Source organism: Levilactobacillus parabrevis, from assembly GCF_044051715.1.
Lineage (GTDB): Bacteria > Bacillota > Bacilli > Lactobacillales > Lactobacillaceae > Levilactobacillus > Levilactobacillus parabrevis.
In genome coordinates, this window is sequence record NZ_CP168688.1 from 1,264,952 (window position 1) to 1,281,419 (window position 16,468).

Sequence of the window (16,468 nt, forward strand, 5' to 3'; positions counted from 1 at the left end):
TATTCGGCTTATACTTGACAAGCTAATTCGAGAAATGAACGGGAGGTTAGGCCCTTGGCATCGGAATATTTGGAACACAAACTGGCGTTATTGCCGGGCCTTCCCGGCTGTTATTTGATGAAGAACATCAACAGCCAGATTATCTACGTGGGGAAGGCAAAGAACCTGAAGAACCGGGTGCGGTCGTACTTTAAGAGTAGCCACACCGGGAAGACGGCACAGTTGGTCAGTGAAATCGTGGATTTTGAAACGATTATCACCTCGACCGACAAGGAGGCTTTCCTCCTAGAAATCACGCTGATTCAAAAGCATCAGCCGTACTTCAACATTAAGCTGAAGCGGGGCACCGGGTACCCGTACATCAAGATCACTAACGAACGCGATCCGCAATTGCTACTGGTCAGCGATATCAAAAAGGATGGGGCCTATTATTTTGGGCCGTACCCTAATGTTTACGCGGCTGAGGAAACTATTCACTTCCTGCAGAAGGTCTATCCGCTACGGCGGTGTACCGGTTATCAGGGGCGGCCGTGTCTGTACTATCACATGGGACAGTGTCTCGGTGCTTGCTTCAAGGAGGTTCCCCAAGCCGATTACGACGAACAGATCAAGAAGATCAAATCCTTCTTAAATGGAAACGTTGGTCACGCCGAAAAGGAATTATCCGACCGAATGACGGCGGCGGCCGCTGACATGGCTTATGAACGGGCAGCCGATCTGCGTGATCAGATTCGTTACATCGAAGCCACCGTGGAAAAGCAGAAGATTATTTCTAATGACAGTACGCCACGGGACATCTTCAACTTCTATTTGGATAAGGGGTGGTTGTCGATTCAAGTCTTCTTCATTCGCCAAGCGCGCTTGATGAAGCGGGAGAAACGGCTCTTTCCAATCGTCAGCACGGCTGAGGAAGAACTGGCCAGCTTTATCGTCCAGTTCTATCAGCGAAAGAATACGGTGTTGCCACGTGAGATCCTGGTGCCGGCTAGTATTGATGCTGCCAGTATTGAGGAAGTCCTCCACGTGCCCGTCAGAACGCCGCAGCGGGGCACTAAACGTGATCTGTTGGACATGGCTGCTAAGAATTCGCGACTGGTCTTAGAAGAGAAGTTTCGGCTGTTAGAGCTCGATGAAGGCAAGACAACTGGGGCCATGAAGGAAATCACCGATGCTCTGGGCATTGCGCCTGGACACAAGATTGAAGCGTTTGACCACTCCCACATTCAAGGGGCCGATTTAGTTTCGGCAATGGTGGTCTTCGTTGATGGTCAACCCAATAAGAAGTTGTACCGAAAATATAAATTACGAACGGTCGATCACGCCGATGAAACGGCTAGCACTTTGGAAGTGATTCGGCGGCGTTATGGGCGGTTACTCAAGGAACACGCACAGATGCCGGACCTGATCTTAATGGATGGGGGCGACATTCAGATGAATGCGGTCAAGGAAGTTCTGTCGGATGAATTTGACCTCCACATTCCAGTTGCCGGAATGGTCAAGAACGATCACCATAAGACGGCTGATCTACTGTTCGGTCCCGATGATCATCACATCCATTTGGATCCTAAGAGTCAAGGCTTCTACCTTGTTCAGCGGATTCAAGACGAGGTGCACCGGTTCGCCATTACTTTCCACCGACAGGTTCACAGCAAGAATTCACTGAGTTCACGGCTTGACCGAATCCCTGGGGTGGGGCCCAAGACGCGGAATAAATTGTTGCGGAAATTTGGCTCGACCAAGAAAATTGGTGAGGCTAGTGTGGATGATCTGCGGGAATTAGGCGTTAGTAAAACCGTTGCGCAGACGATTCGGTTGACCCTGCAGGCTGAGACGGCTGAAATAAAAAATCCGCGAACGCCAACGAAACTTTGACGTGACGGCCGTTTGCCGGTATACTGGCTAGCAGGATACTTTACGAAGAAAGCAGCACGCGCTGGTTTAGAAAACGAGGAATAATAATTATGTTTGTAGATCAAGTTAAAATTGACGTCAAAGCCGGTAAGGGTGGCGACGGGATGGTTGCCTTCCGTCGGGAAAAATTTGTGCCCAATGGTGGACCAGCCGGTGGTGATGGTGGACGCGGTGGTAACATCGTGTTCACCGTTGACGAAGGCTTACGGACGCTGATGGACTTCCGGTACCAACGGAAGTTCAAGGCTAAAAATGGAGGCAACGGTGCCATCAAGTCCATGACTGGCCGCGGTGCCACGGACACGATCATTAGTGTCCCCCAAGGAACAACGATTTATAATAACGAAACGGGTGCCGTCATCGCTGACTTAGTGGCTAATGACGATTCCGCCATCGTGGCCAAGGGTGGCCGTGGTGGTCGGGGCAATATTCACTTTGCCTCACCTAAAAATCCCGCACCAGAAATCGCCGAAAATGGGGAACCTGGGCAGGAATTTGAAATTCGCTTGGAATTAAAGGTTCTCGCTGATGTCGGCTTGGTTGGATTCCCATCCGTTGGGAAGTCAACGCTGTTGTCGACGGTCACGAGTGCCAAGCCAAAGATTGCGGAATATCACTTTACGACGTTGGTCCCTAACCTGGGGATGGTGCGGTTACCTGATGGCCGTGACTTTGTAATGGCTGATTTACCTGGTCTGATCGAAGGGGCCGCTAATGGGGTTGGCTTAGGTTTCCAATTCTTACGGCACGTTGAACGGACGCGGGTTATCCTGCATCTGATCGACATGAGTGGTCTCGAAGGTCGTGACCCTTATGAAGACTTTGAAAAGATTAATGAAGAACTCAAGACGTACGATCCCGACATTTTGAAGCGGCCACAGATCGTGGTTGCCAATAAGATGGATATGCCGGACTCCGCTGACAATCTGGCCAAGTTCAAGGAAGACTTGAAGCAAGACGAGTTGTTGGCTCAGGCACCGGAAGTCTATGCAGTGTCTGCACTGACGCACGATGGGTTAACACCGTTGCTACAACGGACGGCTGACATCCTGGCCGCAACGCCGAAGTTCCCAGTCAAGCAAGAAGAAGTGGTCGAAAAGGCCGAATACGACTTCAAGCCTGAAGCGGAATTTGAAATCACGCAGGACGCCGATGGCACTTGGATTCTGACCGGTGATAAGCTGCTGAAGCTTTTCCGGATGACCGATATCAACCATGACGAAAGCCTGTTACGCTTTACCCGTCAAATGCGGGGAATGGGTGTCGACAATGGTCTGCGAGATCATGGTGCCAAGAACGGTGACCTGGTCAAGATCGACGACTTCACCTTCGAATATATGGCTTAAATGGGTGTTGCCAGTGGGACCGATTGGACTTAGTCTGATTGGTCTGCAGGGGCAATAGCCGACTCAATAGTTTAGCGCCAAAAAAGCGTGGTCAATCAAGACTTGAATCCTGATTGACCACGCTTTAATTTTGAACCTTATGAGAATAATTGCCAATTGCTTGCCCTTAGTGGGTGTTAACTTACAATGTTAATTTTAACCAAGTCGTGGGCTTGACCACTTGCTTTTTGTCAGCAAAGGCGCCGGCAAACTTAATCTTAACGGTCTTCAGATTGGGGTTAGTCTTTTCACTGGCAAGGCCGGTGGCAAATGTGGCGAGCTTGCCTTTGGCTGGAATGGTCTTTCCAGCGCTGGCATCGCTCAGTTGATTGGCCGCATTTAACTGACGGTTGCCGCTGAGCCGGATACTTTGAATGCCATCGGTGGTTACGGCCTGCTTCCCCCGGTTATAAATGGTAAACTTAACCTGTAGCGTGTAGTAGGGACTCTTGATCTGTGCCAAATTTAGGGCCTGAGCCGCCATGCGTTTGGCCGCAGCCGTCTTAGCGGTGTTCTTAATGACCCGAACGGTCGTGACCTTGTACGTTAAATTGCCAGATTTAATGGTCGTTTGGGGATGCTTGATGGTGCTCAACGTCAGCTGGGTTCCGACCTTGTCGAAGGTGTACTGACCAGCCTTCTTGAGGTTGCCCGACTTCTTGTAGCGTGTACTCTTGGTCAACTTGGCCTGCGGGTGATACGTCTGCGCCTCTTCTTTATGCGAAGTGGCGGATGACGTTACCGCAGCATCCGGTTCCTTGGCACTGTAACTACTGGATTGGCTACTGCTATCCTTGAAGCTGGCGGTGCTCTTTTGGCCGCTGGATTGGCAACCAGCGAGTCCTAGAGTGAGCAGCCCGAGGCTGAGCAGCAATGATGCTTTGATGAAACGCATGGTAAAACTCCTTTCAACCGAATAAGATTTGATGGGGCACCAGGCGGTAGCCGTAGAGGCGTTGAGGTGATTCCTGCGCGATGAATAGGCTGGCCTGGGGGTCGACCTGTTGCGTGCGGGTCCTTAGTTGGTCCAGCGTTAGTGGTCGGCCGGTCCCCGTGATGAGATGAAGCTGATGGGGCTTGGTTTGTAGATCGACCACTGGTACTTGCTGACCGTCGTGCTCCCAGTACAGACGCAGGGCGGGATGCAGGTCGATGGTCGACAGGTTAAAGTCAATGAGCCGCATGTTCTGTTGCCCCCAATCACAAGCTTACCTCGATTATACCGAATTTTAGGAAAGAACCCTAGCAATAATCCCCTTCACTGGGAATGGCCGGTTTTGAGAGTTGCGATTTTACCCAAAATCCCCTAAAATAGTGGACGGACTTTAATTATAGAATAGGAACGAAAAAATATGGAAATTCAATTTTTAGGGACGGGCGCCGGGTCACCCGGAAAGTTTCGGAATGTGACCAGTACGGCGTTGCGCTTACTCGATGAGCGCAATTCAGTGTGGCTGTTCGACGTGGGTGAAGCCACCCAGCACCAGATTCTGCGGACCACGTTAAAGCCGCGGAAGATCGATAAGATTTTTATTACCCACCTGCATGGTGACCATATTTTTGGGCTACCAGGTCTCTTGAGTAGCCGGTCGTTTCAGGGCGGCAATGAACCACTGACTATCTACGGACCCAAAGGAATTCGGGATTTTGTGGAAGTCAGTATGCGCGTCTCCGAGACCAAGTTGTCCTATAAGATTCACTACCGCGAATTATCCGCGGACGGCATGATTTTCGAAGATGATAAGTTTCGAGTTTACGCCCAGCACCTTGATCACCGCATCGAATGTTTTGGCTACCGGGTCGTTGAAAAGGATCATCCGGGAGAATTGATGGTCGACAAGCTACGAGAAGCTCAGATTCCTTCTGGACCAGTTTACGGTGAATTGAAGGCTGGCAAGACGGTCACACTTCCTGACGGGCGTACCGTGAGCGGGGCGGACTTCCTGGGACCAAGTCAACCTGGCCGTATCGTTGCCCTCTTGGGTGACACCCGGCAGACCCGTAACGCCGCTCGTCTGACACAAGACGCCGATGTCTTGGTGCATGAGAGTACGTTTGCCAAGGGTGAAAGCAAGCTGGCACGGGCCTACTATCACTCAACCAATATTCAAGCGGCTGAGCTGGCTAAACGGACCAATGTGAAGATGTTGCTGCTCAACCATATCTCAGCGCGTTACACGGGTAAGATGGCGTTAGAGCTACAGCAACAGGCACGTGAGGTCTTTAAGAACACACGGGTCGTCAAGGACTTTGATGAATACAATGTGCCATTTCAAAAAATAACTGCGGAGGGTGCTCAGAAATGAAAAATCAGTGGCGAATCGTTCTAACAATCTTACTAGTTATCGTGGTGGCAATTTTTGCCATTCTAAACGTAGAAAGTGTCCCGGTTTCTTTTGGATTCACAACGGTTCATTGGCCATTGATTTTGATTCTGTTGGTGTCGATTTTGATCGGCGCTGTCTTGATGATTCTCTTTTCAACCATCACCGTCTTCCAACACAACCGAGCATACAAGGACTTGGAGCAGAGCAGTAATGAACGCATTGACGCACTGACCAAGGACAATGACCGCCTGACCAAGCGGCTGCAAAACTCCAAGAGTAAGCAGATCACTGGGCAACAGGAGAAGCAGTTACAAGATTTAGAGAAAGAAAATGCTGAATTAAAGGCAAGATTAGCTGGAGAGTCTAAAGACTAGCTACATTTAAGTGAAATGACCGTACCAGTTGGTTAATTTCAAGCTTAAAAGTTATCTTAGCCGAAGAAAGCCAGGTCTTTGGCTGCAGGTGGTCCCCACAGCAGGTGGAATCATTGGCAACCGTAGGCGACAACTTTTAGCTTAGCTGAAAAATAACAAGAACCGATAGCGAGGAGCGGTGCCAGTGACACCGCTTTTCTAACGTTTAGAAAGGATGATTTGCTGGTGATTGCCGCACAATACCAATGGAACATTAAGAATGTTGACCAGCCCTCCGCGGAGGCACAGGCGCTAGCGAAGACTGCAGAGATTTCGCCGATTGTTGCTCAGATTTTGTGGAATCGGGGCTATCAGACGCCGGACACTGCACACGCCTTCTTGAATCCCGGGCCAGAACAACTGCATGATCCCAGCCTTTTACACGACATGCAGAAGGGGGTCGACCGAATTGAGGATGCCATCGGGAGTGACCAGCAGATTACGATCTACGGGGACTACGATGCCGATGGAGTCACGAGTACATCGATTCTTTATGAAACGCTCAATGAGATGGGGGCCAAGGTCAATACGTACATTCCTAACCGGTTTACTGACGGCTACGGGCCTAACGTGGCAGCTTTTAAGAAGCTGATTGCAGCGGGGACCCAACTCATTGTGACGGTGGACAACGGGGTCGCTGGTAATGAGGCGATTGCGGCGGCAAATGAGGCGGGAGTGGACGTGGTTGTCACGGACCATCACGAACTTCCCCAAGAGCTACCCGCTGCCTATGCCATTATTCATCCCCGGTATCCCGGTGCTGAGTATCCCTTTGGCGGCTTATCCGGTGCTGGGGTGGCCTTTAAGGTGGCCCAAGCGTTGCGCGAGGAAATTCCACAGGATGTCTTGGATCTCGCGGCTATCGGGACGGTTGCTGATCTGGTGCCACTGGTTGATGAAAATCGAGTGCTGGTCTACTTTGGTCTCCAGCTGTTAAAGCAGGACGAACGACCAGGTTTGCAAGCGCTGATGGCTGGGGCAGGCATTAAGCCTGAAGAACTGACCGAGCAATCGATTGGCTTCGGTATCGCGCCCCGGTTGAATGCATTGGGCCGGCTAGAAGATGCCAGTCCAGCTGTCGAGCTGCTGACGACACTGGATGACGCACGGGCTAAGGAATTGGCGCAACAGACCGAGGAGAAGAATCGTAAACGCCAGGAACTGGTTCAACAGATCAGTCAGGCGGCCTTGGCACAGGCTGAGGACGCCGAGCATCGTGACCGGGCCGCACTGATCATTAGTGGGCATGACTGGCACGAAGGCGTTCTGGGAATTGTTGCCAGCAAAGTCGTTGAGACGACGGGTAAGCCAGCGTTGGTGTTGAACGTGAACGAAGATGGTCGGGCCAAAGGGTCTGGTCGAAGCGTGGCCGCATTTAATCTCTTTGAGGCCTTAGACGGTCATAGAGACCTGATGACAGCATTTGGTGGTCATCACATGGCTGTTGGGTTAACGGTGCCTAGTGAGCAGTTAGGCGCCTTAGCTGATGCCTTGGACCAGGAGGCGGCCAATCAGAAACTGACCGAAAGTGGGCCAGCTGAAGTGCCCGTTGCGGCTTCGTTAGGGGTTGGCACGGTTACGCCCAAGCTCTATCAGGAGCTGGCACAGTTGGCACCGTTCGGTACGGACAATAGTCAGCCGTTGTTTGCCTTTGAAACGGCCACGTTGACGCAAATCAAGGCGATTGGTAAAGACAAGTCTCACTTGAAGTTTCAGCTTCAAGAGGGTAATCATCAGCTCGATGCCATTCAGTTTGGCGCCGGGAAGAATGTGGCAGCCCTGAGTGCGGAGCCGGATTCGGCGGCCGTTCTGGGTGCCATCGAGGATAATGTCTGGCAGGGCCGGCATTCCCTACAGGTGATGGTCAAGGATCTCCGCTTGGCGGATAATCCGGTAAAGGTTGAACGGACCAATCAGTTGCATCAAAAGATGTTCCAGCAACCCGGAACGTACGTGTTCTTCCACAACAACGCGTTTCGACAGTTAGCTAACCAACTGCCAGAAACCGCGACGGCACTGCTTTATGATGGAAGTGTGGCCGAAAAATTACCGGCTGATTCAGCCGTGTTTATTGTGGATTGTCCGGATGCCACGACTGATTTGGAGACGGTTTTAAAACAACTTCAACCTACACAAATTACCGCTTATCTCTATAAGAAAGAAAGTCTTTCGCAATTAGGGATGCCAACTCGCTCGCAATATGCTAAACTATTTAAGTTCGTTGCAACGCATCAACAAGTAGATGTGGGGCACCAACTGGCACAATTGGCAACTTTCTTGCAAATTCCACGAACCCAGTTAGTCTTCATGATTCAGGTGTTCTTCGAGTGTGGCTTCATCGCAATCGATCACGGCATCATGAATGGTGTGGCGAACCCGGAGCACAAGGATCTGACAGCGGCTCCGAGTTACCAACTTCGACAACAACAGATGCAGACGGAACAAGACCTCTTGGCCTGTCCGGCTGCGGCGTTAACGAAGCGTCTTGCCTCATTGATATAAAATAAAGGAGCTACTTAACTTATGGCAACTGATTTTACGAAATATATTGCTTCCGTTCCGGACTACCCAGAAAAGGGCATCATGTTCCGGGACATCTCCCCATTAATGGCGGACGGTGAGGCCTTCCACGCCGCAACCGATGAAATTGTCGCATACGCCAAGGATAAGGGCGTTGAAATGGTCGTGGGTCCAGAAGCCCGCGGATTCATCGTCGGCTGTCCCGTTGCGTACCAAATGGGCATTGGCTTCGCACCAGCTCGTAAGCAAGGCAAGTTGCCACGGCCAACGGTCAAGGCTTCATACGACTTGGAATATGGCACGTCAGCACTTTACCTGCACAAGGATGCCATCAAACCGGGCCAAAAGGTCTTGGTTACCGATGACCTCTTAGCCACTGGTGGGACCATTGGCGCAACCATCCAATTGGTCGAAGACCTGGGTGGTATCGTGGTTGGAACGGCCTTCCTGATTGAATTAAAGGAACTGCACGGTCGCGACAAGCTGAAGGGTTACGATGTCTTCAGTTTGATGACTTACTAAGATAATGAAAAATGGCTTTACCACCGGATCTCGGATGGTAAAGCCATTTTAGTTTGGGTAGAAGTTGTCGGATAGATTAGTGAGATTTGCATAGGCCCGATACGATGAAAAGTTTATCATAAATGATTTTGAAATGAATATTGCTGGTGGAAGCTGTTTAATTTTTAATCATGCCGCGTTTTTGGACGATGATTCCCGTGGTGGTCAGTGCCGTGGCAAAGATGACCAGCAGCCAGATCACCGGCATCCAGGAGCCGCTGAACTGTTGCAGGTAACCAAAGAGAATCGGGCCGACCGCAGCCAGCAGGTAACCGGCAGACTGGGCCATCCCCGAGATGGCGGCTGTTTGGTAAGGGTTCGTCGTCTTCTCCGTAAAGAACATAATAGCGAGGTTAAAGGCCACTCCGGATCCCAGACCAGTGACTAACGAGACGATAGTGAGAAAGGGAACGGAGTTGGTATCGATCAGCCACGTGAGCGGTGCAACGACATAGCCTAGCGTCATGATGCTCAGCAGGATGCTGACACCGTGACGTTTGTTGAAGAGAAGCGGCACCATAAATGAGAGCGGTAGGCCACTGATTTGGAGCAGTGTCAGGAGATTGCTGGACGTGATGGTTGAGACGCCGTGAACGGCCAGAATCGATGGCATCCAGGTAATAATTGCATAGTAGACTAGCGACTGAAGCCCGAAGAATAAGGTAATCAACCACCCTAGGGGCTGGTGCCAGACGCTCTGATAGTGAGGAATGTGGGAACGTTGCTCGTCGGTCAGTGGTTTCTGACGTTTCGCACGAATATTTGGAAACCAGGCAAAGATGGCGATGATGCTGATGATTCCGAGATAGGCTTGAGTCGCAGCGAGACTGGTTCGAGAGATCAGAATTCCCGAAACGGCGGTTCCAATCGCCCCAACGAGAAGCATCGATAGGGTGTACAGGCTCGTTCCCAGGCGAATTTTGTAAGGCATATGTTCCTTGATCAAAGCGGGGACCAGAACGTTACCACTGTCGATCCCAATGCCGACCAGAAATGTCCCGAAGAGCAGGGCCGGTAAGGTGGGGATGATTCGGAGGTAGGTCCCGATGATCAGTAGCAAAAAGAGGCCAAAGACGGTGCGCTCGTTGCCCCACCGTTGCGCTAATTTCACGATGATCGGTGAAAAGATAGCGAAGGTCACTAGCGGAATCGACGTAATCAGTCCAGCCATCGAACTGGGAAGATTCAGAGATTTTTCAATGCTGGGGAGTAAGGGTGGAATAATAGTGATGGGTAAACGGAGGTTGGCGGCGATCAGCATCATGCCAATCAAGAACCAACGAGGTTGGGTTTGTTTCAAAGTAAGTGCCTCCTATGAATTGTTCGTCAGTCCATTATAGCCCGGGCGGCGGATGGAAGAAAAGGGGCTTGGCGTGATTTCTTTCATGAAAGCAAAATTAAATATAATGTTTTTAGTGCAAAACTTCTGAAACACAAAAAAGCAGAGAGGGGAGGACCTCTCTGCAAACTTTAGTTGACAACTTAAGGCTGAATCGACGCTACTCGTGCGGTTCGGGTAGGTCGTTGACGACGATAACGTTGGGTTCAGCGTGCTGGACCACGTAATTCGTCGTGGAACCCACGATCATGCGGGAGAACGCGTTGGTCCCAGACTTACCCATGACGATGAGGTCGATTTGACTATCTGCGGCGTTAGCAATTTCTACAATGACCTGTTTGGGCGCGCCTTCGCGTACCAGCATCGCGACTTCCAGATTCGCTTTTTCAGCGTGATCACGAGCCGCTTCTAAAATTTCTTGGCTGGTATCGCGGAGACTCTTGATTACGGCTGAGTAGCCACCACCCAGGCCTTGCGCGGAGAACTGGGTAATGTCGATGACCTGCAGAAGAATCAGTTTGGCATGCCAGTCCTGAGCCAAGTCAATCGCGGTCTTGAGCGCTTCATTAGCGTTACTGGAGCCATCGAGTGGAACGAGTAGGCGTTTATACATGGGTGTTACCTCCTTCGATATGGTCGGGGGGCAGCAGGCAATATGTGGTGACGCTAGTCGATTAACGCTAATCCACTGACGATGAAAGTACCTGGGAGTAACGTCAATGGATTAATTAACTAATGGATTAGATTAGTTAATAATTATATTATGCATTAAAATGATTAGCTTGGCAAGCAAAAAATGGTAAAAAATAAAAAAAGTCATTTCTAAAGAGAAATGACGGAGTGATGAATGCCTGAATCTATTGATTATGTCTGGCAAGAAAATAACTGTAAAGGGCAATTCCTAAGGCAATGATAATGAGAATCAGACCAATGAGTTTGAACATGAAAATTCTTCTTTCTAAATGAAATGATTATTATTTAGTATAATATACTTTTTCGGGTGGTGCCCGATCTGATTAATTTTCGGTAGAAAAAAGGGAACTTCAAGGACGCTTGAAGTTCCCCAAAACGTTATTTAGGTAAGGAGAGTACAGGATTTGAACCTGCGCGCCGGTATTAGCCGGTTCGACGGATTTCGAGTCCGTTGCATTACCACTCTGCCAACTCTCCAAGTCACTACTCATATATTTTACCAATAATGACCATAATTGCAAGCGTATTTTTAAATTACGCCGTCCGCTAAAACTTTGGGATCAAATGGGTCAATCCATGCGGGGGCAATCTCTAACAGGCTGAGCGGTGAGATATTGGTACTATCCAACTTGGCTGCCAAAACTTGCTTATCTTCTTGACGGGCCGTAGCAATCTCCCAATCGGTCCATTCCGATTGCCAGGTCTCTCGACTGATGATGACCAGAAGCCGGTGGGAACGTTTAATTTCTTTTCTGAGCTGGCGTTTGATAGCCGCAGCGTGCAACCCAGTAAACTTAGCGGACAAGTGCTGTTCATGAAAACTGATGGTGGGAAACGCCCAGTCGCGTTGGGCCCACTCGCAGAGTTGCTCGTAAAACGAATGGGCTAATGGATCGGCTGACTGGTAGCTGATAAATAGATCACTCATAGGGCTAACTCCTTTCTGATTAACAACAGTGTAGTCCGTTAAGAAGTCAAAACCATTACAGATATATTTATTTCTTATGAATCCTATATAACAGAACTAATTCATGCGTAAAGATTTTGCCTAGTTGTCGTAATTTAAGTATAACCGGTTACTGGTGATAGGTAGCAGAGAAGCATCTTGAAAAGATGTGTTCGTAAAAAGGATGTCGTTAGGTGTGTGGACAAGAAAAAAACGCTCGGCAAATTTTACCAAGCGTTTACATTAATCATTCAATTGTAGTGTGCTTACTTTGCCCCAACTTTTTCCTTAGTCGTCACTTTTTGGTGAGCAGCTACGGCAAGTTCTGGGAACCAGATTGCAATCTCATGGTGCGCGTTTTCCCGACTGTCAGCGGTGTGCACGATGTTTCTCAGGATGCCATCTGGGTATTCGTGGGCAAAGTCGCCCCGAATCGTTCCGGGTTGGGCGTCGTTAGGCCGCGTCTTACCCGCTAAATTGTGAACAGCTTTAACCACGTCAGTCCCAGTCACGATGATCGCAACGAGGGGACCTTCCTGCATGTAGGTCTCGATTTCCTTGAAGTAAGGCTTTTCGACTTGCTCCCTGTAGTGCCGCTTTAATTGGTCAGTTGTTGCGTTAACCACCTTGAGCGCAGTGATTTGGTAACGCTTTCTTTCGAGCCGTGAAATAATATCTCCGATATGTCCTTCCGCAACACCATCCGGTTTAACTAATACTAAAGTTTTTTCTGAATTTGCCATGGTAGAGAACCTCCTTGAGTTTTTTAAAGCGTCCAGGTTATAACGGGTATAACGAGTTGTTAATTCAAATTGTAGACTAACCTTTCCGCAACGTCAATCGAATTGTGAATATTTTGATAGCGTTTTCATTATTTTATTTTTAAGCATGAAAAAAGCCCGAATTTACTCGGACTTTTGGTCGATTATTCGGGGTCACCCATGACCATCCACAGGATCAAGTAAACGATGATTCCGGGGAAGATAGGGGTGATTGCCAGTAAGAAGAAAATTAGGCGGGCGATACCGGGATTCCAGTCGAAGTGATCGGCAATTCCACCGATGACGCCGGCGAAGACCCGGTTACTCATAGAACGATGAATATTTTTCATGACGTAGTCCTCCTCTAATTAGTTTAGGATTGAAAATCAGTTTTGTTGAAGAAATCCACGTGAATGTCATCATCGGTGATTTCTAGCTTGGTGATACTCCCATTGATGGTTGCAATGCCTTCATCCAAATCGGGAGCGTAGCGATCGATGATTGACCGAATCGTCATTCCGTGTGAAACGACCATGACCTGATCGCCATCTTTGGAGTTTTCCCGTAGCTTGTTAAAGCCGCGGTCGAGTCGTTCCCAGAACATGTCATTGCTTTCAGCTTCACCGTACAAGTCCGCTTGGTGAATCAGGTCCCGCGCTTTTTCCAAGCCGTAGGTGCCGAGCACCTTTGATTCGGAAGTCAGGCCAACCTGAGCGCCGACAAATTGCCACATCTGATTTAAGTCATTGCCTTCAAAGTAGCCGTGACACTGTTCACGAAATTCGGGGTACTGGTAAGTCACAATGTTCATGTTATCTGGATTTTCCCTGAGTGCGATTCGCGCCGTCTCAATGGCCCGCCCAGAGTCACTGCTGTAGGCAGCGGCGAGGGGGATGTTACTGAGCTGTTGGCCAGCACGCTTGGCATCGGCCCGCCCCTTAGCTGTAAGGGGGGAGTCAATCCAGCCCTGAACCTTGTTGTAGTGATTCAACATCGTTTGACCATGACGCACAAAATATGCCGTAAATTTCTTCATTTCTTCTAGGCCTCCGTTGATCAAGTAAGTGTTTACATCCTCAGTATATCAAGCTTGAAAATAGAACGCGAAGATTTTGCCGCAACTTTTGCAAAAAGTGTGTGTGTTCGCTGGAATCCGTTAGGCAAGCATGCTAAGGTGAAAGATATTAGGAGATGATGTGCATGAGTACTGAGAGCAGTTATCGTTATACGGGTGAGAAATCGATTGATTTAGCGCAGTTGGCAACGCACGTTGAGAAGGGGCCGGATCAGGCCGTCATCAACAGTGCATTGGACGCCAACGTGGCGACACTGAGTGACTTGCAGTCCCGGCTATATTCTCAGAAGCAGCACGGGGTTATCGTGATCCTGCAAGGGATGGATACCGCCGGGAAAGACGGCTTGATTCGACACGTCTTTAGCGGGCTGAATCCCTCTGGGACGAGTGTGGTCAGCTTCAAGGAGCCGACTCACGTGCAATTAGCCCATGACTTTCTGTGGCGGGTTAACCAAGCCCTGCCTTCACGAGGAGAGATTCGGATCTTTAACCGCTCCCAGTACGAAGACGTCTTGATCAGTCACGTCCATCCAGAGATGCTGACCACACAACATTTACCAGGCATCAATTCAGTGGCGGATGTTGATGATAAATTTTGGAATCATCGTTACCATGATTTGAAGAATTATGAAAAATATTTACGACATCAAGGCTTTGAAGTCATCAAAATTTTCTTGCATCTGTCCAAGGATGAACAGACACACCGGTTCGAACGACGCATCGAAGTGCCTAGCAAGAACTGGAAATTTGTCCCGAGCGATATGCAAGAACGGGCCTTCTGGGATGATTATCAGGATGCTTATACCAAGATGCTGGAAAACACGGCAACTAAGAAGAGTCCATGGTATTTGATTCCAGCTGATGACAAGGGTGTGGCCCGGCTGATTGTGTCCAACATCTTGATTGATCGGTTACAGGCCCTGAACCCTCAATATCCTAAAGTTAGTTCAGAGACGAAGCAAAAGTTGCGGTCTGTCCTTCAAGAGCTAAAAGATCATAAATTATAAGATATTGTTAGATACAAAAAGCCACTGTAAAGGCTATGGTTGTAGACTAGAGCACACAAGATTGTAACATACAAATACTGATATTTGTGCTGAACGTTGCCCCTAAACTTAGGCAACGTTCAGCGTGGATATCAGTATTTTTGCGTCGAATAGGTTAAGACTTTTTAGAGATTCGATTGGGGAACATCGGTGAACGACCACGGTGTAGTACAATGAAAGTTAGCGAAATGTTTGGGGTTGTTCACTAATTTGACACACTAGACGGCATGAACACCCCTGAACAACGATGTAACACTAGAGTTGTATAATACATAAAGCCTAACGTAGGAGGAAATAACTGATGACTGTGAGTGTTGGTATTGATAAAATCGGGTTCTACACGCCAGACTTGTATCTAGATATGGCCGAATTGGCCACTGTGCGGGGAGAGGACCCCAATAAATATTTGATTGGAATCGGTCAATCGAAGCAGGCTGTTATTCCGCCGACACAAGACATTGTGACGATGGCTGCCAATGCCGCCAGTCAGATTCTGACGCCCGCTCTAAAGGCTGAGGTGGCAATGGTTCTGTTTGGGACGGAGTCGGGTATCGATAACTCTAAAGCCAGTGCTGTCTACCTCGCACATCTACTTGGATTGTCACCACAGACGCGAGCGATTGAATTGAAGCAGGCTTGTTACGGAGCCACAGCTGGCTTGCAACTAGCCGCCGATTACGTTCGAGTCCATCCTCAGGCCAAAGTGCTGGTTATTGGGGCTGATGTGGCGCGGTACGGTCTGCGCACGGCAGGTGAAGTGACTCAGGGTGGTGGCGCGGTTGCTATGTTGGTGACGGCCAATCCGCAAATTCTGGCGTTGGACGGGGTCAGCAGTTATCACACCGAAGACGTGATGGATTTCTGGCGGCCAACCTACCGGACCGAAGCTCTGGTTGATGGTAAATACTCCACCAACGTTTACCTCGACTTCTTCAAGACAGTCTGGGCTGATTATCAGCAGCAAACCGATCGCACCATTGCAGACTTTAGCGCCTTTGTTTTTCATTTACCATTTACTAAGATGGGGCGCAAGGGTCTTCGCCAGATCCTGCCCGAAGCCCAACCAGACCAACAGGAAAGCCTGAAAGCGGCCTTTGAGGCTAGTCAGGAAGATAACCGAAACGTGGGTAATCTCTACACTGGCTCACTGTATCTCAGTCTATTGTCACTGCTTCGGCATGGGCAGTTGGCATCGGGAACGCGTCTAGGGTTCTTCAGTTATGGTTCCGGTGCCGAAGGGGAATTCTTTAGTGGCATACTCCAACCCAACTATCAACAAGGATTCGATGATGCCACCCTGACAACGTTACTTGCCCAGCGCAAACGGGTGAGTGTCGCTGAATACGAAGACATTTATCGCGCCCAGTTGAGCAATGACAGCCGCGATGTCCAACTGCCAGTGGGTGAAGAGACCGCCCAGTACTACCTCGCTGGTCGGCGAAACCAGCAGCGTCAATACCGCGAACAATAGCATTTTGTATGATCCAATTT

The 16,468-nt window shown here is 49.4% G+C and carries 16 protein-coding genes and 1 tRNA gene; 8 read left to right on the forward strand and 9 right to left on the reverse strand.

Annotated elements, in window-relative coordinates:
- Nucleotides 1–54 precede the first annotated feature (54 nt).
- Both uvrC and obgE read left to right on the forward strand, forming a co-directional pair.
- Nucleotides 55–1,872, forward strand: coding sequence for an excinuclease ABC subunit UvrC (uvrC, locus tag ACEPSU_RS06010; RefSeq protein ID WP_395323085.1), 1,818 nt, complete (start codon nucleotides 55–57; stop codon nucleotides 1,870–1,872).
- Nucleotides 1,873–1,961: 89 nt separating this feature from the next.
- Nucleotides 1,962–3,257: a GTPase ObgE gene (gene obgE / locus ACEPSU_RS06015; protein ID WP_395323086.1), complete on the forward strand. Its 1,296-nt coding sequence runs from the start codon at nucleotides 1,962–1,964 to the stop codon at nucleotides 3,255–3,257.
- Between the two features lie 181 nt (nucleotides 3,258–3,438).
- Here the strand turns inward: obgE and ACEPSU_RS06020 are convergent, their stop codons facing one another.
- Nucleotides 3,439–4,191, reverse strand: a complete 753-nt coding sequence (locus tag ACEPSU_RS06020) for a hypothetical protein (protein WP_395323087.1) — start codon at nucleotides 4,189–4,191, stop codon at nucleotides 3,439–3,441.
- Nucleotides 4,192–4,204: 13 nt separating this feature from the next.
- Nucleotides 4,205–4,480, reverse strand: a complete 276-nt coding sequence (locus ACEPSU_RS06025) for a hypothetical protein (RefSeq protein ID WP_395323088.1) — start codon at nucleotides 4,478–4,480, stop codon at nucleotides 4,205–4,207.
- A gap of 168 nt (nucleotides 4,481–4,648) precedes the next feature.
- On the opposite strand from ACEPSU_RS06025, the gene rnz reads away from it, so the two are divergent.
- The 4 genes from rnz (at nucleotide 4,649) to ACEPSU_RS06045 (ending at nucleotide 9,078) form a co-directional block, all read left to right on the forward strand.
- Nucleotides 4,649–5,602, forward strand: a complete 954-nt coding sequence (gene rnz, locus ACEPSU_RS06030; RefSeq protein WP_020090267.1) for a ribonuclease Z — start codon at nucleotides 4,649–4,651, stop codon at nucleotides 5,600–5,602.
- Nucleotides 5,599–5,997, forward strand: coding sequence for a lipopolysaccharide assembly LapA domain-containing protein (locus tag ACEPSU_RS06035; protein WP_020090268.1), 399 nt, complete (start codon nucleotides 5,599–5,601; stop codon nucleotides 5,995–5,997). The genes rnz and ACEPSU_RS06035 overlap by 4 nt, the downstream gene beginning before the upstream one ends.
- A 225-nt stretch (nucleotides 5,998–6,222) precedes the next feature.
- Entirely contained in the window at nucleotides 6,223–8,538 is a 2,316-nt protein-coding gene (gene recJ, locus ACEPSU_RS06040; protein ID WP_395323606.1) for a single-stranded-DNA-specific exonuclease RecJ, read from the forward strand.
- Nucleotides 8,539–8,559: 21 nt separating this feature from the next.
- On the forward strand, nucleotides 8,560–9,078 hold the full coding sequence (locus tag ACEPSU_RS06045; protein ID WP_020090270.1) for an adenine phosphoribosyltransferase: 519 nt from the start codon (nucleotides 8,560–8,562) through the stop codon (nucleotides 9,076–9,078).
- Between the two features lie 157 nt (nucleotides 9,079–9,235).
- On the opposite strand, the gene ACEPSU_RS06050 is transcribed toward ACEPSU_RS06045, so the two are convergent.
- From ACEPSU_RS06050 to ACEPSU_RS06080, 7 genes are all read right to left on the reverse strand, one after another.
- A complete protein-coding gene (locus ACEPSU_RS06050; RefSeq protein ID WP_395323090.1) occupies nucleotides 9,236–10,417 on the reverse strand; it encodes a CynX/NimT family MFS transporter in 1,182 nt (393 codons plus the stop codon).
- A gap of 199 nt (nucleotides 10,418–10,616) precedes the next feature.
- Nucleotides 10,617–11,069: a universal stress protein gene (locus tag ACEPSU_RS06055; RefSeq protein WP_395323091.1), complete on the reverse strand. Its 453-nt coding sequence runs from the start codon at nucleotides 11,067–11,069 to the stop codon at nucleotides 10,617–10,619.
- 469 nt (nucleotides 11,070–11,538) lie between these two features.
- Nucleotides 11,539–11,626, reverse strand: a tRNA-Ser gene (locus ACEPSU_RS06060).
- A gap of 52 nt (nucleotides 11,627–11,678) precedes the next feature.
- Nucleotides 11,679–12,077 carry a TIR domain-containing protein gene (locus ACEPSU_RS06065; RefSeq protein ID WP_395323092.1) on the reverse strand — a complete coding sequence of 133 codons (399 nt, stop codon included), beginning with the start codon at nucleotides 12,075–12,077 and terminating at the stop codon, nucleotides 11,679–11,681.
- A 284-nt stretch (nucleotides 12,078–12,361) separates the two neighbouring features.
- Complete coding sequence (gene ndk / locus ACEPSU_RS06070; RefSeq protein ID WP_260338950.1) at nucleotides 12,362–12,838, reverse strand: nucleoside-diphosphate kinase; 477 nt, start codon at nucleotides 12,836–12,838, stop codon at nucleotides 12,362–12,364.
- A 182-nt stretch (nucleotides 12,839–13,020) separates the two neighbouring features.
- Complete coding sequence (locus tag ACEPSU_RS06075; RefSeq protein WP_020088613.1) at nucleotides 13,021–13,206, reverse strand: PspC domain-containing protein; 186 nt, start codon at nucleotides 13,204–13,206, stop codon at nucleotides 13,021–13,023.
- A gap of 23 nt (nucleotides 13,207–13,229) precedes the next feature.
- Nucleotides 13,230–13,892 carry a histidine phosphatase family protein gene (locus tag ACEPSU_RS06080; protein ID WP_020088612.1) on the reverse strand — a complete coding sequence of 221 codons (663 nt, stop codon included), beginning with the start codon at nucleotides 13,890–13,892 and terminating at the stop codon, nucleotides 13,230–13,232.
- 164 nt (nucleotides 13,893–14,056) lie between these two features.
- On the opposite strand from ACEPSU_RS06080, the gene ACEPSU_RS06085 reads away from it, so the two are divergent.
- Together ACEPSU_RS06085 and ACEPSU_RS06090 are read left to right on the forward strand one after the other, a co-directional pair.
- Nucleotides 14,057–14,938 carry a PPK2 family polyphosphate kinase gene (locus ACEPSU_RS06085; RefSeq protein ID WP_395323093.1) on the forward strand — a complete coding sequence of 294 codons (882 nt, stop codon included), beginning with the start codon at nucleotides 14,057–14,059 and terminating at the stop codon, nucleotides 14,936–14,938.
- Nucleotides 14,939–15,278: 340 nt separating this feature from the next.
- Nucleotides 15,279–16,448 (forward strand): hydroxymethylglutaryl-CoA synthase, encoded by a 1,170-nt coding sequence (locus ACEPSU_RS06090; protein WP_395323094.1) that lies wholly within the window; start codon nucleotides 15,279–15,281, stop codon nucleotides 16,446–16,448.
- The last annotated feature ends 20 nt before the right edge of the window (nucleotides 16,449–16,468 follow it).